28 protein-coding genes are annotated in these 22850 nt (G+C 64.7%); 13 read left to right on the top strand and 15 right to left on the bottom strand.

Annotated features, from left to right (window positions below; genetic code table 11):
• Nucleotides 1-137: 137 nt before the first annotated feature.
• The 12 genes from GGR90_RS06605 to GGR90_RS06660 all read right to left on the bottom strand — a co-directional run bounded on the left by GGR90_RS06605 (nt 138) and on the right by GGR90_RS06660 (nt 8537).
• Nucleotides 138-605 carry a GNAT family N-acetyltransferase gene (locus tag GGR90_RS06605; protein WP_167920436.1) on the bottom strand — a complete coding sequence of 156 codons (468 nt, stop codon included), beginning with the start codon at nt 603-605 and terminating at the stop codon, nt 138-140.
• A complete protein-coding gene (locus tag GGR90_RS06610; RefSeq protein ID WP_167920438.1) occupies nt 602-1711 on the bottom strand; it encodes a M14 family metallopeptidase in 1110 nt (369 codons plus the stop codon). Before GGR90_RS06610 ends, GGR90_RS06605 begins: the two co-directional genes overlap by 4 nt.
• Complete coding sequence (locus tag GGR90_RS06615) at nt 1708-2340, bottom strand: DUF4136 domain-containing protein (RefSeq protein ID WP_167920440.1); 633 nt, start codon at nt 2338-2340, stop codon at nt 1708-1710. The genes GGR90_RS06610 and GGR90_RS06615 overlap by 4 nt, the downstream gene beginning before the upstream one ends.
• Nucleotides 2341-2406: 66 nt before the next feature.
• Complete coding sequence (locus GGR90_RS06620) at nt 2407-3072, bottom strand: cell wall hydrolase (RefSeq protein WP_167920442.1); 666 nt, start codon at nt 3070-3072, stop codon at nt 2407-2409.
• 201 nt (nt 3073-3273) lie between these two features.
• Nucleotides 3274-3612, bottom strand: coding sequence for a DUF1491 family protein (locus tag GGR90_RS06625; RefSeq protein WP_167920444.1), 339 nt, complete (start codon nt 3610-3612; stop codon nt 3274-3276).
• 125 nt (nt 3613-3737) lie between these two features.
• Nucleotides 3738-4202: a PTS sugar transporter subunit IIA gene (locus GGR90_RS06630; protein ID WP_167920446.1), complete on the bottom strand. Its 465-nt coding sequence runs from the start codon at nt 4200-4202 to the stop codon at nt 3738-3740.
• Nucleotides 4203-4352: 150 nt separating this feature from the next.
• Entirely contained in the window at nt 4353-4925 is a 573-nt protein-coding gene (hpf, locus tag GGR90_RS06635) for a ribosome hibernation-promoting factor, HPF/YfiA family (protein WP_167920448.1), read from the bottom strand.
• A 44-nt stretch (nt 4926-4969) separates the two neighbouring features.
• Entirely contained in the window at nt 4970-5671 is a 702-nt protein-coding gene (gene dnaQ, locus GGR90_RS06640; RefSeq protein ID WP_167920450.1) for a DNA polymerase III subunit epsilon, read from the bottom strand.
• Nucleotides 5672-5690: 19 nt separating this feature from the next.
• Nucleotides 5691-6314 (bottom strand): dephospho-CoA kinase, encoded by a 624-nt coding sequence (gene coaE / locus GGR90_RS06645; protein WP_167920453.1) that lies wholly within the window; start codon nt 6312-6314, stop codon nt 5691-5693.
• Nucleotides 6311-7135, bottom strand: coding sequence for a shikimate dehydrogenase (gene aroE, locus GGR90_RS06650; protein ID WP_167920457.1), 825 nt, complete (start codon nt 7133-7135; stop codon nt 6311-6313). The genes coaE and aroE overlap by 4 nt, the downstream gene beginning before the upstream one ends.
• On the bottom strand, nt 7132-7728 hold the full coding sequence (locus GGR90_RS06655) for a Maf family protein (RefSeq protein WP_167920459.1): 597 nt from the start codon (nt 7726-7728) through the stop codon (nt 7132-7134). Before GGR90_RS06655 ends, aroE begins: the two co-directional genes overlap by 4 nt.
• Nucleotides 7725-8537, bottom strand: a complete 813-nt coding sequence (locus GGR90_RS06660) for a pyruvate, water dikinase regulatory protein (protein WP_167920462.1) — start codon at nt 8535-8537, stop codon at nt 7725-7727. The genes GGR90_RS06655 and GGR90_RS06660 overlap by 4 nt, the downstream gene beginning before the upstream one ends.
• Before the next feature lie 348 nt (nt 8538-8885).
• Here GGR90_RS06660 and hemE point away from each other — a divergent pair, with 348 nt between their 5' ends.
• From hemE to GGR90_RS06690, 6 genes are all read left to right on the top strand, one after another.
• Nucleotides 8886-9914, top strand: a complete 1029-nt coding sequence (gene hemE, locus GGR90_RS06665; RefSeq protein WP_167920464.1) for a uroporphyrinogen decarboxylase — start codon at nt 8886-8888, stop codon at nt 9912-9914.
• Nucleotides 9915-9947: 33 nt separating this feature from the next.
• The gene (locus tag GGR90_RS06670) at nt 9948-10364 is read left to right on the top strand and encodes a CopD family protein (RefSeq protein ID WP_381448552.1); all 417 of its coding nucleotides are present in this window, start codon (nt 9948-9950) and stop codon (nt 10362-10364) included.
• Nucleotides 10365-10558: 194 nt separating this feature from the next.
• Nucleotides 10559-11815, top strand: coding sequence for a transcription termination factor Rho (gene rho / locus GGR90_RS06675; protein ID WP_167920468.1), 1257 nt, complete (start codon nt 10559-10561; stop codon nt 11813-11815).
• 9 nt (nt 11816-11824) lie between these two features.
• Entirely contained in the window at nt 11825-12118 is a 294-nt protein-coding gene (locus GGR90_RS06680) for an antibiotic biosynthesis monooxygenase family protein (protein WP_167920471.1), read from the top strand.
• A 59-nt stretch (nt 12119-12177) separates the two neighbouring features.
• Entirely contained in the window at nt 12178-12840 is a 663-nt protein-coding gene (locus GGR90_RS06685; RefSeq protein ID WP_209023579.1) for a TerC family protein, read from the top strand.
• Between the two features lie 94 nt (nt 12841-12934).
• Nucleotides 12935-13321, top strand: a complete 387-nt coding sequence (locus GGR90_RS06690; RefSeq protein ID WP_245198420.1) for a DUF1489 domain-containing protein — start codon at nt 12935-12937, stop codon at nt 13319-13321.
• Here GGR90_RS06690 and GGR90_RS06695 read toward each other — a convergent pair.
• From GGR90_RS06695 to GGR90_RS06705, 3 genes are read right to left on the bottom strand one after another with little or no spacing between them, the layout of a single operon-like run.
• A complete protein-coding gene (locus GGR90_RS06695; RefSeq protein ID WP_167920475.1) occupies nt 13318-14895 on the bottom strand; it encodes an FMN-binding glutamate synthase family protein in 1578 nt (525 codons plus the stop codon). The two genes, GGR90_RS06690 and GGR90_RS06695, sit on opposite strands and share 4 nt — an antisense overlap.
• Before the next feature lie 7 nt (nt 14896-14902).
• A complete protein-coding gene (locus GGR90_RS06700; protein WP_167920477.1) occupies nt 14903-15301 on the bottom strand; it encodes a nuclear transport factor 2 family protein in 399 nt (132 codons plus the stop codon).
• On the bottom strand, nt 15298-15996 hold the full coding sequence (locus GGR90_RS06705; protein WP_167920479.1) for a dienelactone hydrolase family protein: 699 nt from the start codon (nt 15994-15996) through the stop codon (nt 15298-15300). The genes GGR90_RS06700 and GGR90_RS06705 overlap by 4 nt, the downstream gene beginning before the upstream one ends.
• A gap of 107 nt (nt 15997-16103) precedes the next feature.
• On the opposite strand from GGR90_RS06705, the gene GGR90_RS06710 reads away from it, so the two are divergent.
• The 7 genes from GGR90_RS06710 to GGR90_RS06740 all read left to right on the top strand — a co-directional run bounded on the left by GGR90_RS06710 (nt 16104) and on the right by GGR90_RS06740 (nt 22798).
• Nucleotides 16104-16397 carry a DUF6489 family protein gene (locus GGR90_RS06710; protein WP_167920481.1) on the top strand — a complete coding sequence of 98 codons (294 nt, stop codon included), beginning with the start codon at nt 16104-16106 and terminating at the stop codon, nt 16395-16397.
• A gap of 23 nt (nt 16398-16420) precedes the next feature.
• On the top strand, nt 16421-17725 hold the full coding sequence (mnmE, locus tag GGR90_RS06715) for a tRNA uridine-5-carboxymethylaminomethyl(34) synthesis GTPase MnmE (RefSeq protein WP_342449912.1): 1305 nt from the start codon (nt 16421-16423) through the stop codon (nt 17723-17725).
• Nucleotides 17726-17800: 75 nt separating this feature from the next.
• On the top strand, nt 17801-19669 hold the full coding sequence (mnmG, locus tag GGR90_RS06720) for a tRNA uridine-5-carboxymethylaminomethyl(34) synthesis enzyme MnmG (RefSeq protein WP_167920485.1): 1869 nt from the start codon (nt 17801-17803) through the stop codon (nt 19667-19669).
• Between the two features lie 53 nt (nt 19670-19722).
• Nucleotides 19723-20400, top strand: a complete 678-nt coding sequence (locus tag GGR90_RS06725; RefSeq protein ID WP_167920487.1) for a TrmH family RNA methyltransferase — start codon at nt 19723-19725, stop codon at nt 20398-20400.
• Nucleotides 20397-21056 (top strand): 16S rRNA (guanine(527)-N(7))-methyltransferase RsmG, encoded by a 660-nt coding sequence (gene rsmG, locus GGR90_RS06730; RefSeq protein ID WP_167920489.1) that lies wholly within the window; start codon nt 20397-20399, stop codon nt 21054-21056. The genes GGR90_RS06725 and rsmG overlap by 4 nt, the downstream gene beginning before the upstream one ends.
• Nucleotides 21053-21835 carry a ParA family protein gene (locus tag GGR90_RS06735; protein ID WP_167920491.1) on the top strand — a complete coding sequence of 261 codons (783 nt, stop codon included), beginning with the start codon at nt 21053-21055 and terminating at the stop codon, nt 21833-21835. The genes rsmG and GGR90_RS06735 overlap by 4 nt, the downstream gene beginning before the upstream one ends.
• Complete coding sequence (locus GGR90_RS06740) at nt 21836-22798, top strand: ParB/RepB/Spo0J family partition protein (protein WP_167920493.1); 963 nt, start codon at nt 21836-21838, stop codon at nt 22796-22798.
• The last annotated feature ends 52 nt before the right edge of the window (nt 22799-22850 follow it).

Genomic DNA, 22850 nt, shown 5'->3' on the forward strand with positions numbered 1-22850 from the left:
TCCTTGCGCTGGAGAGATGTCCCGCCCTTTAGCGCGGCTTTTCGCCGAACGCCAAGCGCGCTCTTGAAATGGTTTCGGCGGCAGCCGATCCGGCCGACGGGGTGCTTTGTGGCTTCGTGGCTTTGTGCGAGTTCTCTTTACAATTTTCGCGTCATGAAGCGGCTGAAGGGATCGGGTTTGTAGTCGGCGAAGGGATCGCAATCCTCGAAACCATGACGCCGATAGAGCGCGAGCGCGGCTTCAAAAGCGGGTCCCGATCCGGTTTCGAGGCTGAGCCGCTCGAGGCCGCGGCTACGTGCTTCGGCGACGATATGGACGAGCATGTGCGCGGCGACGCCTTGGCGCAGGAAGGCTTCGGCGGTGCGCATCGACTTGATCTCGCCGTGCGCGCCATCGAGCATCTTCAAGGCGCCGCAACCCGCGAGATCCTCGCCCTTGTGGATCGACCAGAAGGTCACGTCGCCCGCTCGCAGGCCATCGAAATCGAGGAAGTGGCAGCTACCCGCCGGTGAGTTGGCGAGCATGCCGGCGAAATGCTGCTCGAGCAGCGCGCGGATCGCGGCGCCCGACAGATCGTCCTCGACGATCCGCCAGGCGTCGCTCACAGTAGCTGGTCCAGCGTCCGAAGGCAGGCGTGCGCGAGCAGCTTCGAGCGTTCGGGCGACCAGCCCTGCACCGGATCGGGGAGGTCGCGATTGTCCTTGAACGGCATTTCGAGCGTCATCGACACCGCGCCGAAACGTTCGGCGAGCTGCGTCGTCGACATCGAGAGATTCGCCTGCCCCGGCGCCGATTGTTCGTAGCCGAGATCGACCTGAAAATCGGGGGTGTTCGTCGCAAGCGCGGCCTCGAACGCCTTATATTTTTCGCTCTGTTCGGGTTTCAGCGACGGGATGCCTTCGAAGCCCGCGAGGAAGACCGCGGGGATCGCTTCGTCGCCATGGATGTCCATCGCCCAGTCGACACCGCTTTCGTCCATCGCACCCCGGACGGCGAGCACTTCGGGGCTGCGTTCGGCGGTCGGATTGTCCCATTCGCGGTTGAGGTTCACGCCCGCATAGTTGGTGCGCAGATGGCCGCGGCGCGAGCCGTCGGGATTCATGTTCGGGACGATGTGAAAACGGCATTTGCCGAGCAGCGAGCGCGTGTGCGGGTCGGCCGGGTCGGTGAGCTTTTCGAGCGCGCCTTCCATCCACCATTCGGCCATCGATTCGCCCGGATGCTGGCGCGCATAGAGCCAGACCTGCCTGTCGCCGGTGCCCATTTCGAGGCAGTCGATCGGCTGGCCTTCGAGGCTGGTGCCGAGGCAGCGATAGGTGACGCCTTCGCATTCGGCGACCGAGGCGATCAGGTCGTGGTGGCGTTCCATCGAGTAAGGCGCGAAATAGGCGATATAGAGGATCGGGCTTTCGGCGGTGTGCTGGATCGTCAGCGTGCCGGCATCATAGCTGGTGTCGAGACGGAACCAGGTTTCGCGATCGGTGCTCGCGCAGGCGGCGTAGCCCGGCCAGCCGTCGGGATAGGCCGATTCCGCCAGCCCGGTGATCGCGAGGTCGAGCGCGTCGCCGACCGCGCACGACACGCGGAAGTGGAACCACTGGAAAAAATCCGACTCGCGGTCCTTGCGAATCGAAAGGCGCGCCGACGTGCCGTCGACATTTTCCACGACGATATTGCCGCTGTCGAAAGCGGCGTTGATGCTGATGGTCATTTGACGCTGATAGTGCGTCCCGATTCGCCGGGGAAGTCCTTGAATAGGGCTTCGGCCAATTTCGCCGCGGCGAGACTCGGTTGATTGGCGGGCGCCTTGACCGGAACCGCGGTCAACGCGCGGCCTTCCCACAGCGCCTGCCCGGATGCGGCATCGTCGATGCGGACGAACAGCTGGAGATCAGCCATCCGCTTCGGACCGCCGCCGAGATTGATCCCGATGCCGAGCCCGACCCCCGAGCCGTAGCTGCCCGTCGAACCGCCGACGCCGACCGACACGGGCGAGCGGCGCCCCTCGGGCAGCTGTTCGGCGCGGTCGAAGGATATGCGGACGAGGAGCGGCGCGCGTTCGCCCGATCCGGCGGGGACCAACCCCTGGCGCTGGAGCTGCTGATCGACCGCGGTGCGGTAGCTGTTCCATTCGAGCGATGGCATCGCCGCCGCACCCGGGACTTCCGTTCCGGGGCCGTCCAGCGGCGCGGTCGCAATGGCGTAGCGCGTGCCCGGCGCCCAGCCGGCGACCGCATTGGTGTGGAAACGGGTGACTTCGACCGGCGGGACCGCCGTCGCGCAGCCGCCGAGTGCAAGCGCCGCTGCGAAAGGCAGGGCGACGGAGATAGGACGCGTCATTGGCGCATCATGCGCCAGCATTTATGGCTTGGCAATGAACGGGATGCTGTGCACCCCGCCCGAAGATCAGCGATAGAAGATATGGTTGTCGATCTGCGCGATGCGCGTCTTGCGCCAGCCGGGCGAGACGTAGCGCGCGTGGAAGAAAAGCGCGCCGGGGGCGTGATTCTTCCACGTGCCGTCGCGCGCGATCTGAGCGATCGCAACGGCCTTGTTCCACAGCGCCGTGTTGCGCACCGCTGGCATCCGGCCGCCGCGCACGAAGCTGAATTGGCTCTTCTGAAGCACGACACCGCACAGGCTCTTGGGGAAGCGGCCCGACTGGGCGCGGTTGATCACGACATGCGCGACCGCGAGCTGGCCGGGCAGCGATTCGCCGCGCGATTCGAAATAGACCGCGCCGGCGAGGCAGCGCAGTTCGGGGTCGATTTCGGCGGGCCGCGGCGTCGCGGCGACGAGTTCGGCGAGCGAAGCGGCGGTGACCGGCGCCGGTGTCGGCGCGGAATCGGCTTCGGTTTCGATTTCAGTGCTGTCTTCGACCGGCGTTTCGGCTTCGGCCCGAAGATCCCCCTTTTCCTCGACCGCCGGCGCGTCGGCACCCGGGAGGATGATGGCGGGGAGATTGGCGTCGGCGGCAAGATCGCTTGCGAAGCCCGGTTCCGCCAGAAGCAGCATGGAGGCGGCAGTCATGCCCACGGCAGCCATGCCGGCTACGTTCAAAATGCGACTCATAGTGTCCGTCAAAAGTGCGGCCGATGAACCGAACCTCTCAAACCAGGCGGGGGACTATGGTCCAGTATCGCCGCCTGCGGTCATCGTCCGACTGCGTGTCCAATCCGCTTTGCCGGGTGCGCCGTAAAAAAAATCAGTGCAACCCGCGGATCGACCTACGCGTTATCGAATGGGCGCCAATTATGTTGCGCCGCAACAGAGTCAAGTTAACGCGGCCCACTCCGCGACGAGTCGTGGCGCATCTGCGATATCCAGTTCGACGATCCACAAATCGGGATCGACCTTTCGCCGCCGGTCCTGATAGTTTGCGCGCGATTCACCATCTTTTGGGTCGGCCGGGCCAACCTCCTCCCAGATATAGTGGCCATCGAGGCCGAAGCGCCGCTCGAGAAGCGGCCCGGATTCACCGCGATCGCTGCACTGGACGAGAATGATGCCCGATATGTCGTCGCCCTTGGCGAGAATCGTGGCGAAGCCGCCGGCCGCCTCGGTGCGTCGGAGCAGCAGGTCGACAAGGAAACGGCTTTTGAGGCGGGTCATCTCAGCTTGTGCCCCAGCGAAGGCAGCGGCCCATCACCGAACCTGCCGGCCTGAGGCGGAGGAAACTGAAATCGCGACGGGGGGTGATGGGCCCCTGCCTTCGCAGGGGCGCGGCTGATCTTTTGTCAGGCCGCGTCACGCGTTTCGGTGTCGGCGAGCAGCGCGTAGAGGGCTTCGTCGTTCTTCGCGCCGCGCAACCGGTCGGCGATCGCCTCGTTGCGCAGCATCCGCGACACGCCCGCGAGCGCCTTCAGATGGTCGGCGCCGGCGTCGAGCGGTGAGAGCAGGACGAAGAGCAGGTCGACCGGCAGGCCGTCGACCGCGTTGAAATCGATCGGCCTCGCCAGTTGCAGAAACAGGCCGCGCACCCCGCCGAGGTCGGCCATCTTGGCGTGCGGCAGCGCGATGCCGCGGCCGAATCCGGTCGAACCCAGACGTTCGCGTTCGAGCAGCGCCTCGCTGACTTCGCCGGCGTCGAGCCCGAGCGAACGCGCCGCAAGATCGCCGACGAAGGGGAAAAGCGCCTTTTTCGAATCGAGCTGAACATGCGCGCGCACGGTCGCCGGATAGAGAAGGGAAGAAAGATTCATTGCTCTGGTCAAATCTTGTTAAACGCCGGCCACCGCCAGGAACATCTGCTGGCAAGCGGTTGCGGATCTGTCGTGGCAGGCCCCCCGCCATCCCGGCTTCGGGCATCGTTGGGCGCGGCCCTTAAGCCGGATGGCGGAGAAAATCCAGCCCTATCGTGGTTCGACCCAGCCGATCGTCCCGTCGTCGCGACGATAGACCATATTGTGCGTGCCGGTCTTGCTGTTGACGAAGAGCAAAGCGTTGGTGTTGCGAAGGTCGAGCATCATCACCGCGTCGGACACGCTGCTGCTCGGGACATCGACGCGCGTTTCGGCGATGATCGCGGGTGCGTCGCCCGCATCCTCGTCATTGCCGGCGTCGAAGACGGTGTAGCCCGCATTATCCTCGATCTCGTCGACGGTCGGCGACGGCGCCGCCACGCCATTATTATGATCCTTCAACCGCCGCATATAGCGCCTGAGCTGTTTTTCGATGCGTTCGGCCGCGCCCTCGAACGCGACATGCGCATCCTGCGCCTGGCCGTGGCCCTTGAGCACGAGGCCCTGCATCACATGCGCGACGATGTCGCACTGGAAACTGTCGTGCGGACCTTTCCCGAAGGTCGCGTGCGCTCCGATCGCGCGCGAGAAATATTTGTCGGCAATCGCGTTCATCCGGTCCGACACATGCGCCTGAAGCGCTTCGCCGGTTTCGATCTGGTGTCCAGAGACGCGGATTTCCATTTTTCTTCTCCTTCTTGGCCGGTGCGACGACAATGGGAGAGTCGTTACACCGTATCGAGCCACAGCGGCTGGTTCAGCCCTGCGACAAATTCGGCGTGTCGCGCGCGTTCGGCGGCCGACGCCATATGGGGACGGGGTTCGCGAAAGGGGCGGTCGGGCTCGCGCGACGCGGCGGGCGTCGCGACATCGATCGACACCGATACGGAAGCGGCGGCCGCGAGGCCGAGGCCGATCTGCCGCCCGCCGGTCATTTCGATATAGAGATGCGCGAGCAGTTCGGCGTCGAGCAGCGCGCCATGTTTGACTCGGTGGCTGCGGTCGATGCCGTAGCGCGTGCAGAGCGCGTCGAGGCTGTGCTTGGCGCCCGGATGGAGCTTGCGCGCCATTTGCACCGTGCAGCACATGCGCGCCATGTCGAGCGCGGGCCGGCCGGCCCGCGCGAATTCGGCGTTGACGAAGCCGAAGTCGAAGGCGGCGTTATGCGCGACGAGCGGCGCGTCGCCGAGGAATTCGATCAACTCGTCGACGCGCGTCGCGAACAGCGGCTTGTCCGACAGGAACTGGATCGACAGGCCGTGCACCGCTTCGGCGGCGGCGGGCATGTCGCGTTCGGGATTGAAATAGGCGTGAAAGGTAACGCCGGTTTCGCGGCGGTCGATCAACTCGACACATCCGATTTCGACCAGCCTGTCCCCGTTCCTGGGATCGAAACCCGTGGTTTCGGTATCGAAAATAATCTCGCGCATCGAAGCCTTAATCTGGACCCTATCGGGCGTGGAAACAAGAGGCGATGAAGCGAATTTGACGGTGCGTCTCGCTTTTGGGCCGGCCCGTTTCGATGATGAAATCGGCGCGCGACCGCTTGACGCGGTCGGGGACCTGCAGGCGGCGGATCGCCTTCAGCTTCGCCGCGGTCATGCCGGGGCGGCGCATCACGCGCCGCCGCTGCATCCACGCGGGCGCCGAGACGACGGCGATCGCGCCGACCCGCCGCCAGCCGCCCTTTTCAAAGAGCAGGGGGATATCGAGCACGACGACGTCGCGCGCGCGGTGGCGCGCGAGGAAGCGTTTTTGCGCCTTGCCGACCGCGGGGTGGACGATCGCTTCCAGCGCCGCGAGTTCGTGGGTGTTGCCGAGCACGCGCGCGCCGAGTTTCTGCCGGTCGACGCCGCTCGGGCCGGTGGTGCCGGGAAAGCGCGCCTCGATCGCCGCGACGAGCGCGCCGCCGGGGCCTTGCAATCGGTGCACCTCGGCATCGGCGTCGAAGACGGGGACGCCTTCACGCTCGAACATCGCCGCCGCGGTCGATTTGCCCATCCCGATCGAGCCGGTGAGCCCGAGAATGAAGGGCCGGCGGAGCGGCGAGCCGGGGCGCTTGCGGTGCGTCATGCCGTTAGGAGAGCGCGCAATTCCTCGTCGCGGCCCTCGGGCGGCGACGCGCCGAAGAAGAGTTCGAAAGCGAGCGCGGCCTGGCCGATCAGCATGTCGAGCCCGTCGACAATGTCGAGCCCGCGCGCTTCGGCGGCCTTGAGCAGCCCCGTTTGAAGCGGCGAATAGACGAGGTCGTAGACGATCGCATCCTCGGGGAGCGGCGACAGGTCGAGATCGAGCGGCGGATTTCCGGTCATGCCGAGACTGCTCGAATTGACGAGCAGCGATACGGGCGGAAGCTGCGCGTCGAGCGCGACGACGTCGCCCTTGAGGCCGAAGGTCGCGAGCAGGCCCATCGCCTTCAGCGGGCTTCGGTTGAGGATCGTCACCTTGCCGACGTTGGCGCGCGCGAGCGCGAACAGCACCGCGCGCGCCGCGCCGCCGGCGCCGACGACCGCAACGGGCGCGCCTTCCAGGTCGAGTTCGGCGAGCGGGGCATAAAAGCCCGCGGCATCGGTATTGGTGCCGATCAACGCGCCGTCGGGCTGGCGCACCACGGTGTTCATCGCGCCGATCGTGCCGCGAATGTCGCCCGGGTCGTCGACGAGATCCATCACCGCGCCCTTGTGTGGCATGGTGACGTTGCAGCCGCGCCAGTCGGGATCGGCGCGGCGTTCTTCAATATAGCCGGCAAGCTCATCGGGCGTCACATGCGCGCGCCGGTAATCGCCCGCGATTCCCAGCGCGTCGAGCCAGAAGCCGTGGATCAGCGGCGATTTCGACTGCGCGATCGGGTCGCCGATCACCTCGGCGTAAGGAGGGGCATAGGGCGTATTCATTGCGGGGCCAATCCGGTGGCGCGGAGCCACGAAAGCAGGGGGAGCATCGGCATGCCGATGATGGTCCAGGGGTCGCCCTCGACCCGGTCGAACAATTGCACGCCCGCTCCTTCGATTTCGTAACAGCCGACGGTCCAGCGGATGCTGTCCCAGTTTTGCGCGACATAGTCGGCGATGAAGGCGTCCGACAAGGGGCGCATCCAGAGCTTCGCTTCGCCGATCGCGCGCCAGACGGGCGCGCCGTCGCGCGCGGCGACCGCGGCGCTGAACAGGCGGTGGCGGGTTCCGGCCATGCGGCGGAGATGATCGGCGGCCTCGTCGGGGCTTTCGGGTTTCGACAGCATCGCGCCGTCGTCGAGCGCGAGCGTCGAATCGGCGCCGAGCACCGTGACGCCGGGAAGCCGCGACGAGATTTTGACGGCCTTCGCCTCGGCGAGCGCGTCGGCGATATTGCGCGGGGTCTGCCCGGCGGCGAGCAAGGAAGCGGTGAGGGCTTCCTCATCGACATGCGCGGCGCTGGTTTCGAAACTCAGCCCGGCGGCGCGGAGCATCGCGGCGCGGCCGCTGCTTTGCGAGGCGAGCAGCAACGTCATGCGCCGGTCCGGTCTTCGACGAGCTTGATCACCGCGGCGGCGGTTTCCTCGATCGAGCGGCGCGTCACGTCGATCACCGGCCAGCCATTGTCGGCGAACATGCGGCGCGCATAAGCGAGTTCGGCCTTCACGCGCTCGTCGTCGACATAGGCGGTTTCGGGCGCCTGGTTCAGCGAGAGCAGCCGGTTGCGGCGCACCTGGACGAGCCGATCAAGCCCGGTGGTGAGCCCGACGATCATCGGACGCTTGAGCGTGAACAGCGCGCCGGGCGGCGGCGATTCGGGAACGATCGGGATATTCGCGGTCTTGAAGCCGCGGTTCGCGAGATAGATGCTCGTCGGGGTCTTCGAGGTGCGCGAGACGCCGGCAAGCACGATGTCGGCCTGTTCCCAATTTTCCCAGCCGATGCCGTCGTCGTGCGCGACGGTGAATTGTATGGCCTCGACGCGCGCGAAATAGGCGGCGTCGAGGACATGCTGGCGGCCGGGGCGCGCCTTCGCTTCCTGTCCGAGCATCCTCGACAATGCGTCGGTCACCGCATCGAGCGCGGCGACGGTGGGGAGATTGAGGGCGCTCGCGCGGCGTTCGAGGCTGACGCGCAGCTCGCCGTTGACCAGCGTGAAGAGGATCATGCCCGGGCTGGCCTGCACTTCGGCCATGATGCGGTCGAGATGCGATTCCGATCGCACCATCGGCCAGAAATGGCGCACCACTTCGACATCGTCGAACTGCGCGATCGCCGCCTTGGCGATATTTTCGAGCGTCTCGCCCGTGGAATCGGATATGAGGTGAAGGTGAAGCCGGCCCATCGCGCCACCATGTCGGGAATCCGCGAAAAAAGGCAATGCCGGATCGCGCCCGCGATGACGAAAAACCCCTTGTGGATAAGTTTGGCAAAAGCACGGGTATGAATTCGGCACGCAGGATTCATCCCCCGCCGCGCCGATTCCGCTCCCTCGCTTATCCACAAAGGATGAATCTTATCCACAGGCTGTGAATTAGGGGCAAAGCCGCTCACGACTCCGTGACACGTCCGGCGACACAAGGAGTCAAGCTGTTGGCAAAAAGGACGCCCCGGCCTAAAGCCGCTTTGTCCGCCGACCAACAAACCACCACAATCATATTTAAAACTATATGAAGAGAGAAAGAGGGGCCGCGTGAAGGCGTCACCGAAGACACTGCTCGCGACGCTGCGCGGGGTGCGGCAGGAACGCCCACCGCTCTGGCTGATGCGTCAGGCCGGACGCTATCTGCCCGAATATCGTGCCTTGCGCGAGACCAAGGGCGGTTTCCTCGAGCTGTGCTATGATCCCGAGGCCGCGGCCGAAGTGACCTTGCAGCCGATCCGCCGCTTCGGTTTCGATGGGTCGATCCTCTTTTCGGACATTCTCGTCATCCCGCACGCGCTCGGCCAGCATCTGTGGTTCGAGGCGGGGGAGGGGCCGCGGTTGGCGCCGCCGCTCGTCGATGGCGCCCTGGCGTCGCTCGAGGCGGCACCGCAGCGGCTTGACCCCATCTATGCGACCGTGGCGCGCGTTGCCGCATCGCTACCGCCCGAGACGACCTTCCTCGGCTTCGCAGGAAGCCCGTGGACGGTCGCGACCTATATGGTGGCGGGGCAGGGGTCGAAGGATCAGGCGGCAGCCCGGCGGCTCGCGTTCGGCGATCCAGCGGCCTTCCAGGCGATCATCGATGCGATCGTCGATCTGACCGTCACCTATCTCGCGGGCCAGATCGAAAATGGCGTCGAGGCCGTGCAATTGTTCGACAGCTGGGCGGGCAGCCTCAGCCCCGCGCAATATGAGCAATGGGTGATCGCGCCCAATGCCGAGATCGTGCGGCGATTGAAGGCGCTCCATCCCGATACGCCGGTCATCGGCTTTCCGAAAGGGGCCGGCGGCAAGCTTCGCGCCTATGCCGACGAGACCGGGGTCGATGCGATCGGGCTCGACGAGACGGTCGATCCCGTGTGGGCCGACGCCGCCTTGCCGGCGCATTTTCCCGTGCAGGGCAATCTTGACCCGCTCGCGCTCGTCGCGGGCGGCGCCGCGCTCGATGCGGCGATCGATCGCATCCTTGCGGCGTTCCCCGATCGTCCCCATATCTTCAATCTCGGCCATGGCATCGTGCCCGACACGCCGATCGCGCATGTCGAACATCTGATCAAACGCGTTCGCGGCGGATAATCTATGGAACTGGCAGGTTTTTTGGGGGCGACGATGCTTTGGATCAAAGCCGCGCATATCATTTTCGTGATTTTCCTGATGGCCGGCCTGTTCATGATGCCGCGCTTCTTCGTCTATCACCAGCAAGCGCCCGTCGGGTCCGACGAGGACAGAAAGTGGATCGAGCGCGAGGACCGGCTGCGGCGGATCATCTTGAATCCGTCGCTGACCATCGTCTGGGTTTTTGGGCTGATGCTCGCCTTCAACGGCGATTATTGGCGCGAGGGCTGGTTCATCGCCAAATTGCTGCTCGTGGTCGCGCTGTCGGGTTATCACGGCTGGCTGATCGGCTATTTCAAGAAGCTGCAGAAGGGCGAGCGTCCGCTGAGCGAAAAGCGGCTGCGGATGCTCAACGAGGTGCCCGGAATCGCCGCGGCGATCATCGTCATCCTCGTCGTGGTGCGGCCCTGACCCCGTTCATCCCGGCGCAGCCCGATTGACTTGATCCCGAGCCGGTTATAGGGGCGATCCAACCCCGTTCCACACGGGCGGCGCGTCCCCCGCGCCGATGCTATCGAAACGGTCGTCCCCCGGCCGGATAGGCACCCCTTCGGTGCAACAAAATTACGTCTATCTCTCCCGATTATCTATCTGGAATCCATCCCATGCACCTTAAAGAACTCAAGACCAAAGCGCCCGCCCAGCTCGTCGAAATGGCGGAAGAACTGGGCGTCGAGGGCGCGTCGACGCTGCGCAAGCAGGACCTGATGTTCTCGATCCTGAAGGAACTCGCCGAAGAGGGCGAGGAAATCATCGGATCGGGCACGATCGAGGTTCTCCCGGACTCGTTCGGTTTCCTGCGCTCGTCCGAAGCCAATTATCTGGCGGGTCCCGACGACATCTATGTCTCGCCGAACCAGGTCCGCAAATATGGCCTGCGCACCGGCGATACCGTCGAGGGCGAGATTCGCGCCCCGCGCGACGGCGAACGCTATTTCGCGCTCACCAAGCTGATCAAGGTCAATTTCGACGATCCCGAGGCGGTGCGTCACCGCGTCAATTTCGACAATTTGACGCCGCTCTATCCGAACCAGAAGCTCTCGCTCGATACCGTCGATCCGACCGTCAAGGACAAGTCGGCGCGCGTGATCGACCTCGTCAGCCCGCAGGGCAAGGGCCAGCGCGCGCTGATCGTCGCGCCGCCGCGCACCGGCAAGACGGTGCTGCTGCAGAATATCGCCAAGGCGATCACCGACAACCATCCCGAGGTCTATCTCATCGTCCTCCTCGTCGACGAGCGTCCCGAGGAAGTCACCGACATGCAGCGCAGCGTGAAGGGCGAAGTCGTCTCCTCGACCTTCGACGAGCCCGCGACGCGCCACGTCCAGGTCGCCGAAATGGTGATCGAAAAGGCCAAGCGCCTCGTCGAGCACAAGAAGGATGTCGTCATCCTGCTCGACTCGATCACGCGCCTCGGCCGCGCCTACAACACCGTCGTCCCGAGCTCGGGCAAGGTGCTGACCGGCGGTGTCGACGCGAACGCGCTCCAGCGTCCGAAGCGTTTCTTTGGCGCCGCGCGTAACATCGAGGAAGGCGGTTCGCTGTCGATCATCGCGACCGCGCTGATCGATACCGGCAGCCGCATGGACGAGGTCATCTTCGAAGAATTCAAGGGCACGGGTAACTCCGAAATCGTGCTCGACCGCAAGGTCGCCGACAAGCGCATCTTCCCGAGCCTCGACGTCGGCAAGTCGGGTACGCGCAAGGAAGAATTGCTCGTCGAGAAGGACAAGCTGTCGAAAATGTGGGTGCTGCGCCGCATCCTCATGCAGATGGGCACGATCGACGCGATGGAATTCCTGCTCGACAAGATCAAGGATTCGAAGACCAACGAGGATTTCTTCGACAGCATGAACCAGTAAGCCGGCATCATGGCCGTTCTCGAACATGCCTTGCTTTCGGTTCGTGCTGGAAGCGAGGTCGCGTTCGAGGCGGCGATTTCCGAGGCCCGTCCGGTGATCGAGACATCGCCGGGATTCATTTCGCTCGAAATTCGCCGCCCGACGGCAACCGGACGGGCCTATCTGCTTTTAGTGAAGTGGAGGTCGATTGCGGATCACCGCGACGGCTTCCGGCAATCGGACCGTTATCAGCAGTGGCGGACGTTGCTGCATCCCTTTTATGACCCCATGCCCGAGGTCAGCTATTTCGGAGAGCCGCTGTGATTTTGGAATTTTTGGTGCAAGCCGGTGCGGCTACCGAAGGATTTGGCGGGCCTGCCGGCATGTGGGCAGCGATCGTCAAGGATTTCTCGAACATCACTGAACCCGCGGCCTTGGCGGCCTTCCTTCAGGTGCTGATGATCGACCTCGTTCTCGCGGGCGACAACGCGATCGTCGTCGGCGCGCTGGCGGCGGGGCTTCCCGCCGATCAGCGCAAGAAGGTCATCCTGATCGGCGTGCTCGCCGCGTTGGTGTTGCGGATCGCGTTCGCGCTTGTCGTGCAGCAATTGATGGGGATCGTCGGTCTGATTTTCATTGGCGGCCTGTTGCTCGTCTGGGTGGCATGGAAAATGTGGCGCGAGCTGCGTCACACTGGCCAGTCGCACGGTTCGCCCGAAATTGAAGGCGACGAGCATTCGGGCCTGAAGCCTGCCAAGAGCTTTGCCGGCGCTGCCTGGGCGGTCGCCGTTGCCGACGTGTCGATGAGTCTCGACAATGTGCTCGCGGTCGCTGGCGCGGCGCGCGAGCATCCGGGCATCATGATCGTCGGTTTGATCTTTGCCGTCGCCCTGATGGGCCTCGCGGCGAACATCATCGCCAAATATATCGAGCGGTATCGCTGGATCGCTTACCTCGGGCTCGCCGTGATCGTCTATGTGGCGGTCAAGATGATCTACGAAGGCTGGGTCGACCCGGGTGTCGGGGTGGGGACGCTCTTCGGCTGACCGGTTTTTCAGCGTGAAAACGAAAGGGCCAGCTCCGCGAGGGGCTGGCTTTTTCGTACCGGCTTCCCATCTCGCCACCATGCTCCAACTCCACATGACTCGCGTTGCCGTCGGCTGCGCCGATTATCCGGCGCTGCAAGCGCGGATCGCCAACTATGCGCAAGGCGGCGAAATCCGGTTCACGACGCGGTTCAAGCCCAAGCGTGCCGACGAGCTGATCGGCGGCAAGCTGCATTTCATCGTCAAACACACGCTGGTTGGGCGCGTCGAGATTTTGCGCTTCGAGGATCGCAGCGACGGGCGCATCGATATCGTGTGTGTGTCACAGCTTGAGCGCATTCATCCGCAGCCGAAACGCGCGCACCAAGGGTGGCGTTATCTGGCCGGCAGCGATGCGCCGAAAGGAATCGACGAGAGCGACGGACTTGCCGATTTGCCGCCTGAACTTTACCGCGAGCTTGCCGAACTCAGCCTGATCTAGACAGCGGCCCGGAAACTGTTAGCGCTTGCCATCGCCCAGTAGCGGGCACTTGCCACCGATCCCGGATCTGCCAGCAGGACGCCGCGCTCGTAGAATGTATAGATGCGGTCGATCGAGTCCGAGCGCGCCGAATTGAGGCGTTCGTGCAAATGATGCGGCCGAATCGCCCACGGATCATCGAGGCCCATCGCGCAGCTGATATCCCACAAGGCCGAAACGGTCGCGGCCTGAAAGCGGCGCACGCGCTCGGCCTTGTCCTCGACGACGAGGCCGCTCTGGCGGCCGGGATCCTGCGTTGCGACGCCGGTCGGGCACATGTCGGTATGGCATTTGAGCGACTGGATGCAGCCCAGCGAGAACATGAAGGCGCGCGCGGCGTTCGACCAGTCGGCCCCGAGCGCGCAATTGACCGCGAGGCCCGCGCCCGAATGAACCTTGCCCGACGCGGCGAGGCGAATTTCTTCCTTGAGGCCGCACCCGACGAGTGCGTTGCGCACGAAGATGAGACCCTCGCGCAAAGGCATGCCAACGCGGTTCGAAAATTCGACCGGAGCGGCGCCCGTGCCGCCCTCGGCGCCGTCGACGATGATATAGTCGAGGCGGATGCCGGTCTCGATCATCGCCTTCATGACGGCATAGATCTCGTGCGGCTGCCCGACGCAGAGTTTGATCCCGACGGGCTTGCCCCCCGACAGCTCGCGCAATTTCGCCGCCCATTCGACCATCTCGATCGGGGTCGCGAAGGCCGAGTGCGCGGCGGGGGAGATGCAGTCCTCTCCTTCGGGAATGCCGCGCGTCGCGGCGATCTCGGCGCTGACCTTGGGGCCGGGGAGCACTCCGCCATGCCCCGGCTTGGCGCCCTGGCTGAGCTTGATCTCGATCATCTTGATCTGCTCGTCCTGCGCGCGGTCGCGGAAGCGTTCGGGGTCGAAGCGGCCGCCTGCATCGCGGCAGCCGAAATAGCCGCTGCCCAACTCCCAAACGATGTCGCCGCCGTGGGTGCGATGATAGGGGCTGAAGCCGCCTTCGCCGGTGTCGTGGTAGAAATTGCCCAGCCGCGCGCCGAGATTGAGCGCCTCGATCGCCCGCGCGCCGAGCGAGCCGAAGCTCATCGCCGAGATATTGAGCAGCGCCGCCTCATAGGGACGCGCGCATTGTGCGGTGCCGATCTTGACCCGCCGCGTCCGGTCGTGGCCGATCTCTGGCGCGATGCTGTGGCTCATCCATTCATATTCGTCCGAATAGACGTCGAGTTCGGTTCCGAACGGGTGCGCGTCGAGATCGCCCTTGGCGCGGGCATAGACAATATCGCGCTCGGCACGGGTGAAGGGGCGGCCGTCGAACGGGCTTTCGACGATATAGGAATAGAGGAAGGGCCGCAGATCCTCGAACAGCCAGCGGGTGCGCGCGATCAGCGGATAGTTGCGGCGGAGCGTGTGGCGCCGCTGGAGCGCATCGTAGAGCGCGACAAGCAGTAGCGGCACCCACAGCAGCAACGTCCAGCGCGCCGGCGTCCACCAGATCGCGAACGCCGCGAGCAGCAGCAGAACCGGAAAGACGAGCCAGCGGCGCATCGGCGGCCTAGCTCGCTTGTGCCGTGAGCATCGCCGCCATCTTCTCCCAGACCTTGTTGATCGCCTTGAGCGGTCGGACCATCACCTTGAAATCCTGGATCTTCCCTTCGTCATTCCAGCGGATGATGTCGACCCCGTTGATCTGGATTCCATCAAGGCTGCTCTGGAACTCGAGCACCGCCTGATCGCCGTCGACGATCTCGCGCAGATAGCGGAAATCGTCGCCGCCGAGGACATGGCTCGCGGCATGGAGATAGGTGAAGACCTTGTCGGCACCTTCCTGCGGCGTGTGGACGACGGGCGAGTGGAATACCGCATCCTCGGCGAGCAGGTCGCGCAGCGCCCGCGGGTCGCCGCCGCCCGCCATATAGGTGTGCCAGGCGGCGAGGCCGGGATGCTGGCTCATGCGAGCTTCTCGGCGAAAAAGGCGCGGGTGCGCCCGTCGGCGAGTTCGGCGCCTTCCTCGTTGCGGCGGTTGCCCATCGTCGCGGCGAAACCGTGGTCGAGCCCGGGATAGTCGTGGAGCGTGACCTTTGGATGCGGGTCGAGCGCCTCGTGAATCGTCTTCTGCGCCGCATGATCGACGAAATGATCCTCGGTCGGGATGTGGAGCATGAGCGGGTTGGCGATCGCGTGCGCTTCGTTCAGCATCTGGTCGATCATAACGCCATAATAACCGACCGACGCGTCGATATCGGTGCGCGTGGCGGCCATATAGGCGAGGCGGCCGCCGAGGCAGAAGCCGACGCATCCGATCCTGTCGACTCCCTCGCCGCGCAGCCAGTGGATCGCGGCCTCGATATCCTTGACCCCGTCGTCGGCGTCATATTGGCCGAAATAGCCGAGCGCCTGCTGGAATTCGGACTCGACATCGGGGCTGAGTTCGACGCCCGGAGCGAAGCGCCAGAAAATGTCGGGTGCGATCGCGAGATAGCCTTCGGCCGCCCAATCGTCGCACTTCTGGCGGATGCCTTCGTTGACGCCGAAGATTTCGGGGATGACGATGATCGCGCGCGCGCTGTCGGCGTCGGGCCGCGCGACATAGGCGGGGATCGTGCCGGCGCCGTCGAGCGTCGGGATGTCGGTGTTGGTCGCGGCCATGTGGGGAGCTCTCCTGTCTTGCTTCTTTGCTGTGAAAGCGCGAAGCTAGCGGGGCTGCGGGCAGGGCTCAAGCGGCTAACCGGCATTTTTCGGGGCGGAGACATGCGATGAAGTTCCATATCGAGATCGATTGCACCCCGGAGGAGGCGCGCCGGCTGTTCGGCCTTCCCGACTTGGAGCCGCTGCACGACATCTATCTCGACCGCGTCAAGGAATTGATGGCGAAAGGGATCACCCCCGACATGGTCCAGTCGATGGTCAAGACCTGGGTGCCGATGGGGGAGAGCGGGCTGGGGCTGGTCCAGTCCTTGCTCGGCCAGTTCGGTGGCGGGTTGATGGGCGGGGCGAAGCCGACCGACACGACCGATGATGACAAGCCCGCCAAGGGGCGCAAGAGCTGAACCAAAGTCCGGTAAGCGACACGATTTTTGCGCTGTCGAGCGGGATGCCGCCGGCGGCGATCGGCGTCGTGCGCGTCAGCGGACCGGGGGCTGGTGCGGCGTTGACGGCGCTGGCGGGGCGGTTGCCCGAACCGCGCCATGCCTCACTCGCCGCGCTCAAAGATGCCGATGGCACGCCGCTCGATAACGCTTTGATCCTGTGGTTTCCCGGTCCGGCGACGGCGACGGGCGATGATCTCGCCGAATTGCACCTGCATGGCGGCCGCGCCGTGGTCGCGGCGGTCGAGACGGCGCTCGCGGCGATGCCGGGGTTGCGGGCTGCCGTTGCGGGCGAATTTACGCGGCGCGCGTTCGATAATGGACGGATCGACCTCGCCGAGGCCGAGGGGCTCGCTGATTTGCTTGCGGCCGAGACCGAGAGCCAACGGGTGCAGGCACTCGGCATGGCGAGCGGGCATGTGTCGCGTGCGGTGGCAGAGTGGCAGGACCGGCTGCTCGGCTTGATGGCGGGGGCCGAGGCCGAGCTTAATTTTGCCGATGAGGATGATGTCGAAGTCGGCGACGCTGTCGCGCGGCGTTTGATTTCGGGGATGGGTGAGCTGGCGGGCGAGTTGGGGGAGTGGCTGGCGCGTCCGGCGGCAGAGGTCATTGCCGAGGGGTTGTCGGTGGTGATCGCGGGGCCGCCCAATGCCGGAAAGTCTACCCTTATCAACGCGTTGGCGCAGCGCGAGCTGGCGATCGTGTCGCCGGTGGCCGGCACGACGCGCGATGTGATCGAAACGGTGCTGGCGCTGGACGGGATCGCGATGCGATTCTCGGACACGGCGGGGATTCGGAGCGAAAGTGCCGATGCGATCGAGGCGATCGGGATCGACCGGGCGAAGGCGGCGGTCGAGGGCGCCGATATATTGCTGTGGCTCGGGCCGCCGAACGAGGCGCCCGATCATCCGCGCCCGATCCTGATCGCGGCGAAGGCCGATCGGTGGCGCGGCGATGTGGCGGCCGAGGCCCGGGCGGCGCATTGCGATCTGGTCCTGTCGGCGGCGACGGGCGAGGGGATGGACAGCCTCCACAAATATATCGTCGAGATGGCGCGGACCTTGTTGCCACGCGAAGGCGACGCGGCGTTGCGCCAGCGTCAGCGCGCTGCACTTGCCGAGGCGAAACAATGGCTTGAAGTCGAGGCGGGGTCGCGCGAGGCCGTTGACCTGATCCTGCTCGCCGAGCGGTTGCGCCTCGCCGCGACGGCGCTCGACCGCATTACGGGGCGGGCGGGGGTCGAAGAAATGCTCGACGCACTGTTCGGCCGTTTCTGCATCGGGAAATGATGTTTCACGTGGAACATCGCTTTGGTCGCGATCCGGTAGATTCACTACGCGCTTTGCGCTAAGGGCGCCGCAATCATGCAAAATAGCGCAAGTTTCGATGTCATCGTCGTTGGCGGTGGACACGCCGGGACCGAGGCCGCAGCGGCCGCGGCGCGGCTGGGCGCGCGCGTCGGGCTCGTCAGTTTCGACCCCGCGCTGATCGGGACGATGTCGTGCAACCCGGCGATCGGTGGGCTCGGTAAGGGCCATTTGATGCGCGAGGTCGATGCGCTCGATGGGTGGATGGCGCGCGCGGCGGATAGTGCGGCGATCCATTACCGGATGCTCAACGCGTCGAAGGGCGCGGCGGTGCAGGGACCGCGTATCCAGGCCGACCGAAAACTTTATCGCGAGGCGATTCAGGCACTGTTGGCTTCCGAAGAAGGCATCAGGGTTGTAGCCGGCGAAGCGGCGGCGTTGCGGTTGTCGGATGAGGGGCGGGTCGAAGGACTCGAACTCGCCAATGGATCGGTGCTGACGGCGGGCGCGATTGTCCTCGCGACCGGAACTTTTCTCGGCGGCCGGCTATTCCGCGGTGAAGAGCGAATGGAGGGCGGGCGCATCGGTGAAGCGGGCGCGCATCGCCTCGCGCAGCAATTGCGCGCGGCCGACCTCCCGATGGCGCGGCTCAAGACGGGAACGCCGCCGCGGCTAGACGGGCGCACGATCGATTGGGCGCGGCTCGCCGAGCAGGCTTCGGACAGCGCCGAAGGCGCGACATGGACCTGTTCCACGTGGAACAGCGAACGGACGGTGCCGCAGATTTTCTGCGCAATCACGCACACGAATGGTAAAAGCCACGCGATCATCGCGGCGAACCTCGATCGTTCGCCGCTGTTTACCGGCGCGATCGGCGCGGCGGGGCCGCGTTACTGCCCGTCGATCGAGGACAAGATCCACCGTTTCGCCGACCGCGACGGACATCAGGTATTTCTCGAGCCCGAGGGGCTCGACTCGGTCCTCGTCTATCCGAACGGCATTTCGACCTCGTTGCCCGCCGATGTCCAGTTGAGCATGTTGCGCACGATGGAGGGTCTCGAAACGGTCGAAATGGTCGTTCCGGGCTATGCGGTCGAATATGATCATATAGACCCGCGCGCGCTCGACCGGACGTTGCAGGTTCGCGCGATCGCCGGGCTCTGGTGCGCGGGGCAGATCAACGGGACGACGGGATATGAAGAGGCGGCGGCGCAAGGGCTGATCGCGGGCGCCAATGCCGCACTCGCGGCGCAAGGCCGTGACCCGATGATTTTCGACCGCAGCGAATCCTATATCGGGGTGATGGTCGACGATCTGGTATTGCAGGGGGTGACCGAGCCATACCGGATGCTCACCGCGCGCGCCGAATATCGGCTGCGGCTGCGCGCCGACAACGCCGCAACGCGGTTGACGCCAAAAGGGATCGCGCTCGGGCTGGTTCGTCCAGCGACGGCGGCGCTGTTTGAGACGCGGCAGCGCACGCGCGTGCGGGCCGAAGCTCTGCTCGATGTCACGGTGACGACCGCCGATTATGCGGCGATCGGGCTGGCACTGCCGGGCGACGGGATCGCGCGCAAGCGGATCGAGCTGCTGCGCTATCCCGAGATGTCGATGGCGCGGCTTGCCGCCCTTGCGCCCGAACTCGATTCGATCGATTCCGCGATTCTGTCGGAGGTCGCCGAGGATGCGCATTATGCTCCTTACGTGGCGCGGCAGGATGCCGAATTGCGCGCGCTCGCAGCGAACGAGGCGATCCTGCTCGATCCCGTGCTCGATTATGCCGCGATCGGCGGGCTGTCGCGCGAGATGGTCGAGCGGCTGACCAAGGCGCGGCCCGAGACGCTGGGGCAGGCGGGCCGGATCGATGGGGTCACGCCGGCGGCACTGACCGCGATCATGGTGCACAGCCGGCGCCGCGCGGCTTGAGGCTTATCCCGACGGGGCGTTGAACGCCGCCTGAAGCCTGCTAGACCGGTCGGATGCAGACAGACGAACATAAAACAGCTGACGAGGCTGCAAAATCCAAGCGATCGGTTCGGGATCGTGCTGATGCGATACGAGCGTTTCGCTGCAAGAATCTGATCGCGGTAATCGAAAGCCCTTCCGACATCCGGAACATCGGAACCGTTATTCGGAACGCCAACGCGCTTGGTGTCGAGAAGGTCTATATCGTTGATCCTCGGCAGGCGCTGCCGGATAATTGGCAGGACATGCGTTCGCGTAAATCGCTGTCTCAGACTTCCGTTTCGGCCGTGAAATGGACCTTTGTCAAACGCTTCGACAGCACGGAGGAGTGCTTCGATCATCTGGAAAAGCAGGGTTTCGTATCGATCGCTACTTCTCCTCATGTGAAGGGAAAGCAGAGCCGCTTTTTGCATGAAGGTGATTACAAGCAGCACACAAAGCTTGCGGTGTGGTTCGGCAATGAAAAACGGGGCATCAGCGACCTTGCCGTGGAGCGCAGCGAGATGTGCATCGCAATACCGATGTTCGGAATGATCGAGAGCCTAAACCTTGGAACCAGTTCCGGGATCGTTTTGTATGAAGTAGCCAAGCAACGGCGGGAGTATCAAAGCGAGTATCGACGCAGCCGATTTAACCGGAAGCGGGCGACGCCCCTTCCGACGGTGATGCCATTTACTGAAGACGATATATGATCGATTATCTTCTCGACAGTGGAGAAGCCGCCCGGATTTGGCTGGGGAAGACATTCGCACCGAGCCCTGGTCAATGGGTTCAACTCGAACGCTTCGTCGACATGCTCGTCGCCGAAAATGCGGAGCAGAATTTGATCGCAGCATCGACGATCCCGACGATGTGGGTGCGGCATATTGCCGACAGTGCGCAGCTTCTTTCGTTCGACACGCGCAGTGGCGACGGGCTCTGGGTCGACTTAGGAAGTGGGCCGGGATTGCCGGGCCTGGTCGTCGCAATCCTGAGTTCCCGGCCGATGCTGCTGGTCGAATCGCGCAAACGGCGCTGCGACTTCTTGCGCGCGGTCGCGGCCGAGCTCGATCTGGCCCATGTCGAGATCGCCGAGGCACCGCTCGAACGCGTCGCCACGCGGCCCGCAGCGACGATCAGCGCGCGGGCTTTCGCGCCGCTCGACAAGCTGCTCGACTTGTCCGCCCGTTTTTCCACCGAATCGACGCGCTGGCTGCTGCCAAAAGGGCGAAACGCGGTTAAGGAACTGGCATTGCTGCCCGAGGCATGGCAGAGAATGTTCCACGTGGAACAGAGCCGCACCGACGCCGACAGCCAGATTTTGGTGGGACAGGGGCGTATCGCGGCGAAACAGCGAGGAAAGCGATGATCCGCATTGCCGTGGCGAACCAGAAGGGCGGGGTCGGCAAGACGACGACCGCGATCAATCTGGCCACCGCGCTCGCGGCGACCGGCTGGCGGACCTTGATCGTCGACCTCGATCCGCAGGGCAATGCCTCGACCGGGCTCGGGATCAAGCAGTCACAGCGCGAATATTCGAGCTATGAGCTGCTTCGCGGCGATGCGACGGTGGCCGAATGCGCGATTGCGACCGCGGTGCCGCGGCTCGATATTGTTTCGGCGACGGTCGACCTGTCGGGGGCCGAAATCGAGCTGATCGAGTTTCAGGACCGGCTGCACCGGCTGCAACAGGCGCTGTCGGGCGCCGAAGCGGGGCAGTGGGATATATGCCTGATCGATTGCCCGCCGTCGCTGGGTATGCTGACGCTCAACGCGCTGATCGCGGCCGAATCGCTGATCGTGCCGCTTCAATGCGAATTTTTCGCCCTTGAAGGGCTGAGCCAGCTGCTCACCACGGTCGAGCGCGTGCGCGAGCGGTTCAATCAGAAATTGTCGATCCTCGGCGTCGCGCTGACCATGTTCGACCGCCGCAACCGGCTGACCGACCAAGTGTCGGACGATGTGCGCGACGTGCTTGGCCCCGTCGTGTTCGAAACGGTGATTCCGCGCAACGTGCGCCTGTCCGAAGCGCCGAGCCACGGGCTGCCGGCGCTGATCTACGATCATCGCTGCGCCGGGTCGGCCGCCTATATCGCGCTGGCGCGCGAGTTGATCGACCGGCTTCCCGAGATTCGGAAGGCGGCCTAAATGTCTGATATTGAAAAAGAAAGTGGCGCAACGCCGATTCGCAAGCGCCCTTCGGGGCTGGGTCGCGGGCTGAACGCTCTGTTTGGCGACGCCGCGGTCGAGGCGCCGGTGCTGGCGACGCCGGGGAGCGCGGCGCGCGCGGCGCCGGTGGCGGGTGATTCGGTGCAGCATATCCCTGTCGGCGCCATTCGCCCGCTGCCCGGGCAGCCGCGCCGCCATTTCGACGAGACGGCGATCGCCGAGCTTGCCGATTCGATCGGGCTGCGCGGGCTGTTGCAGCCGATCATCGTCCGCCGTGCGCCAGATGGCGACGGTTATCAACTCGTCGCGGGCGAACGGCGCTGGCGCGCGGCGCAGCGCGCGGGACTGCACCAGATACCCGCGCTCGTGCGCGAACTCGATGATGCCGCGACCTATGAGATCGCGCTGGTCGAGAATATCCAGCGCCAAGACCTCAATGCGATCGAAGAGGCGAGCGCCTATCGCCGGCTGATCGAGGATTTCGGGCATAATCAGGAAGCCTTGGCGAAGCTGGTCGGCAAGTCGCGCAGCCATGTCGCGAATTTGATGCGCCTGCTCGACCTGCCCGCGAGCGTGCAGGAGTTGGTCGGCGACGGATCGCTGGCGATGGGCCATGCGCGCGCGTTGATCGGCGTCGACGACGCCGAAGCGATCGCGCGCCGCGTCGCGAAGGAAGGCCTGTCGGTCCGCGCGGTCGAGGCGCTGGTGCGCGCCGGCAAGGGCGGCGATGCGCCGCGCCAGGCGCCGCTCGAATATAAGAGCATGGACGGGGTCGGGCGTGACCCCGACATCGTCGCGGTCGAGCGGCATTTGTCCGAACTGCTCGGAATCGGCGTGGCGATTCAATATGCGGGTGAGGGCAAGGGTGCGCTGACGCTGAAATTCGCGTCGCTCGACCAGCTCGACATGATCTGCCAGCGATTGTCGGGCGAAGGAATCTAGGGGTCGTTCGCGGGCCATAATCATTGGGCCCAGCGATCGCAGAAGTGTTGGT

Origin of the sequence: Sphingopyxis italica, assembly GCF_011926545.1 — a bacterium.
GTDB classification, from domain to species: domain Bacteria; phylum Pseudomonadota; class Alphaproteobacteria; order Sphingomonadales; family Sphingomonadaceae; genus Sphingopyxis; species Sphingopyxis italica.

Excerpts from the sequence above, each read along its gene's own strand:
- GGR90_RS06610 (WP_167920438.1), bottom strand. The coding sequence starts at position 1,711 with ATGACCATCAGCATCAACGCCGCTTTCGACAGCGGCAATATCGTCGTG.
- GGR90_RS06615 (WP_167920440.1), bottom strand. The coding sequence starts at position 2,340 with ATGACGCGTCCTATCTCCGTCGCCCTGCCTTTCGCAGCGGCGCTTGCA.
- GGR90_RS06620 (WP_167920442.1), bottom strand. The coding sequence starts at position 3,072 with ATGAGTCGCATTTTGAACGTAGCCGGCATGGCTGCCGTGGGCATGACT.
- GGR90_RS06625 (WP_167920444.1), bottom strand. The coding sequence starts at position 3,612 with ATGACCCGCCTCAAAAGCCGTTTCCTTGTCGACCTGCTGCTCCGACGC.
- GGR90_RS06630 (WP_167920446.1), bottom strand. The coding sequence starts at position 4,202 with ATGAATCTTTCTTCCCTTCTCTATCCGGCGACCGTGCGCGCGCATGTT.
- hpf (WP_167920448.1), bottom strand. The coding sequence starts at position 4,925 with ATGGAAATCCGCGTCTCTGGACACCAGATCGAAACCGGCGAAGCGCTT.
- dnaQ (WP_167920450.1), bottom strand. The coding sequence starts at position 5,671 with ATGCGCGAGATTATTTTCGATACCGAAACCACGGGTTTCGATCCCAGG.
- coaE (WP_167920453.1), bottom strand. The coding sequence starts at position 6,314 with ATGACGCACCGCAAGCGCCCCGGCTCGCCGCTCCGCCGGCCCTTCATT.
- aroE (WP_167920457.1), bottom strand. The coding sequence starts at position 7,135 with ATGAATACGCCCTATGCCCCTCCTTACGCCGAGGTGATCGGCGACCCG.
- GGR90_RS06655 (WP_167920459.1), bottom strand. The coding sequence starts at position 7,728 with ATGACGTTGCTGCTCGCCTCGCAAAGCAGCGGCCGCGCCGCGATGCTC.
- GGR90_RS06660 (WP_167920462.1), bottom strand. The coding sequence starts at position 8,537 with ATGGGCCGGCTTCACCTTCACCTCATATCCGATTCCACGGGCGAGACG.
- GGR90_RS06670 (WP_381448552.1), top strand. The coding sequence starts at position 9,948 with ATGCTTTGGATCAAAGCCGCGCATATCATTTTCGTGATTTTCCTGATG.
- rho (WP_167920468.1), top strand. The coding sequence starts at position 10,559 with ATGCACCTTAAAGAACTCAAGACCAAAGCGCCCGCCCAGCTCGTCGAA.
- GGR90_RS06680 (WP_167920471.1), top strand. The coding sequence starts at position 11,825 with ATGGCCGTTCTCGAACATGCCTTGCTTTCGGTTCGTGCTGGAAGCGAG.
- GGR90_RS06685 (WP_209023579.1), top strand. The coding sequence starts at position 12,178 with ATGTGGGCAGCGATCGTCAAGGATTTCTCGAACATCACTGAACCCGCG.
- GGR90_RS06690 (WP_245198420.1), top strand. The coding sequence starts at position 12,935 with ATGACTCGCGTTGCCGTCGGCTGCGCCGATTATCCGGCGCTGCAAGCG.
- GGR90_RS06695 (WP_167920475.1), bottom strand. The coding sequence starts at position 14,895 with ATGCGCCGCTGGCTCGTCTTTCCGGTTCTGCTGCTGCTCGCGGCGTTC.
- GGR90_RS06700 (WP_167920477.1), bottom strand. The coding sequence starts at position 15,301 with ATGAGCCAGCATCCCGGCCTCGCCGCCTGGCACACCTATATGGCGGGC.
- GGR90_RS06705 (WP_167920479.1), bottom strand. The coding sequence starts at position 15,996 with ATGGCCGCGACCAACACCGACATCCCGACGCTCGACGGCGCCGGCACG.
- GGR90_RS06710 (WP_167920481.1), top strand. The coding sequence starts at position 16,104 with ATGAAGTTCCATATCGAGATCGATTGCACCCCGGAGGAGGCGCGCCGG.
- mnmG (WP_167920485.1), top strand. The coding sequence starts at position 17,801 with ATGCAAAATAGCGCAAGTTTCGATGTCATCGTCGTTGGCGGTGGACAC.
- GGR90_RS06725 (WP_167920487.1), top strand. The coding sequence starts at position 19,723 with ATGCAGACAGACGAACATAAAACAGCTGACGAGGCTGCAAAATCCAAG.
- rsmG (WP_167920489.1), top strand. The coding sequence starts at position 20,397 with ATGATCGATTATCTTCTCGACAGTGGAGAAGCCGCCCGGATTTGGCTG.
- GGR90_RS06735 (WP_167920491.1), top strand. The coding sequence starts at position 21,053 with ATGATCCGCATTGCCGTGGCGAACCAGAAGGGCGGGGTCGGCAAGACG.
- GGR90_RS06740 (WP_167920493.1), top strand. The coding sequence starts at position 21,836 with ATGTCTGATATTGAAAAAGAAAGTGGCGCAACGCCGATTCGCAAGCGC.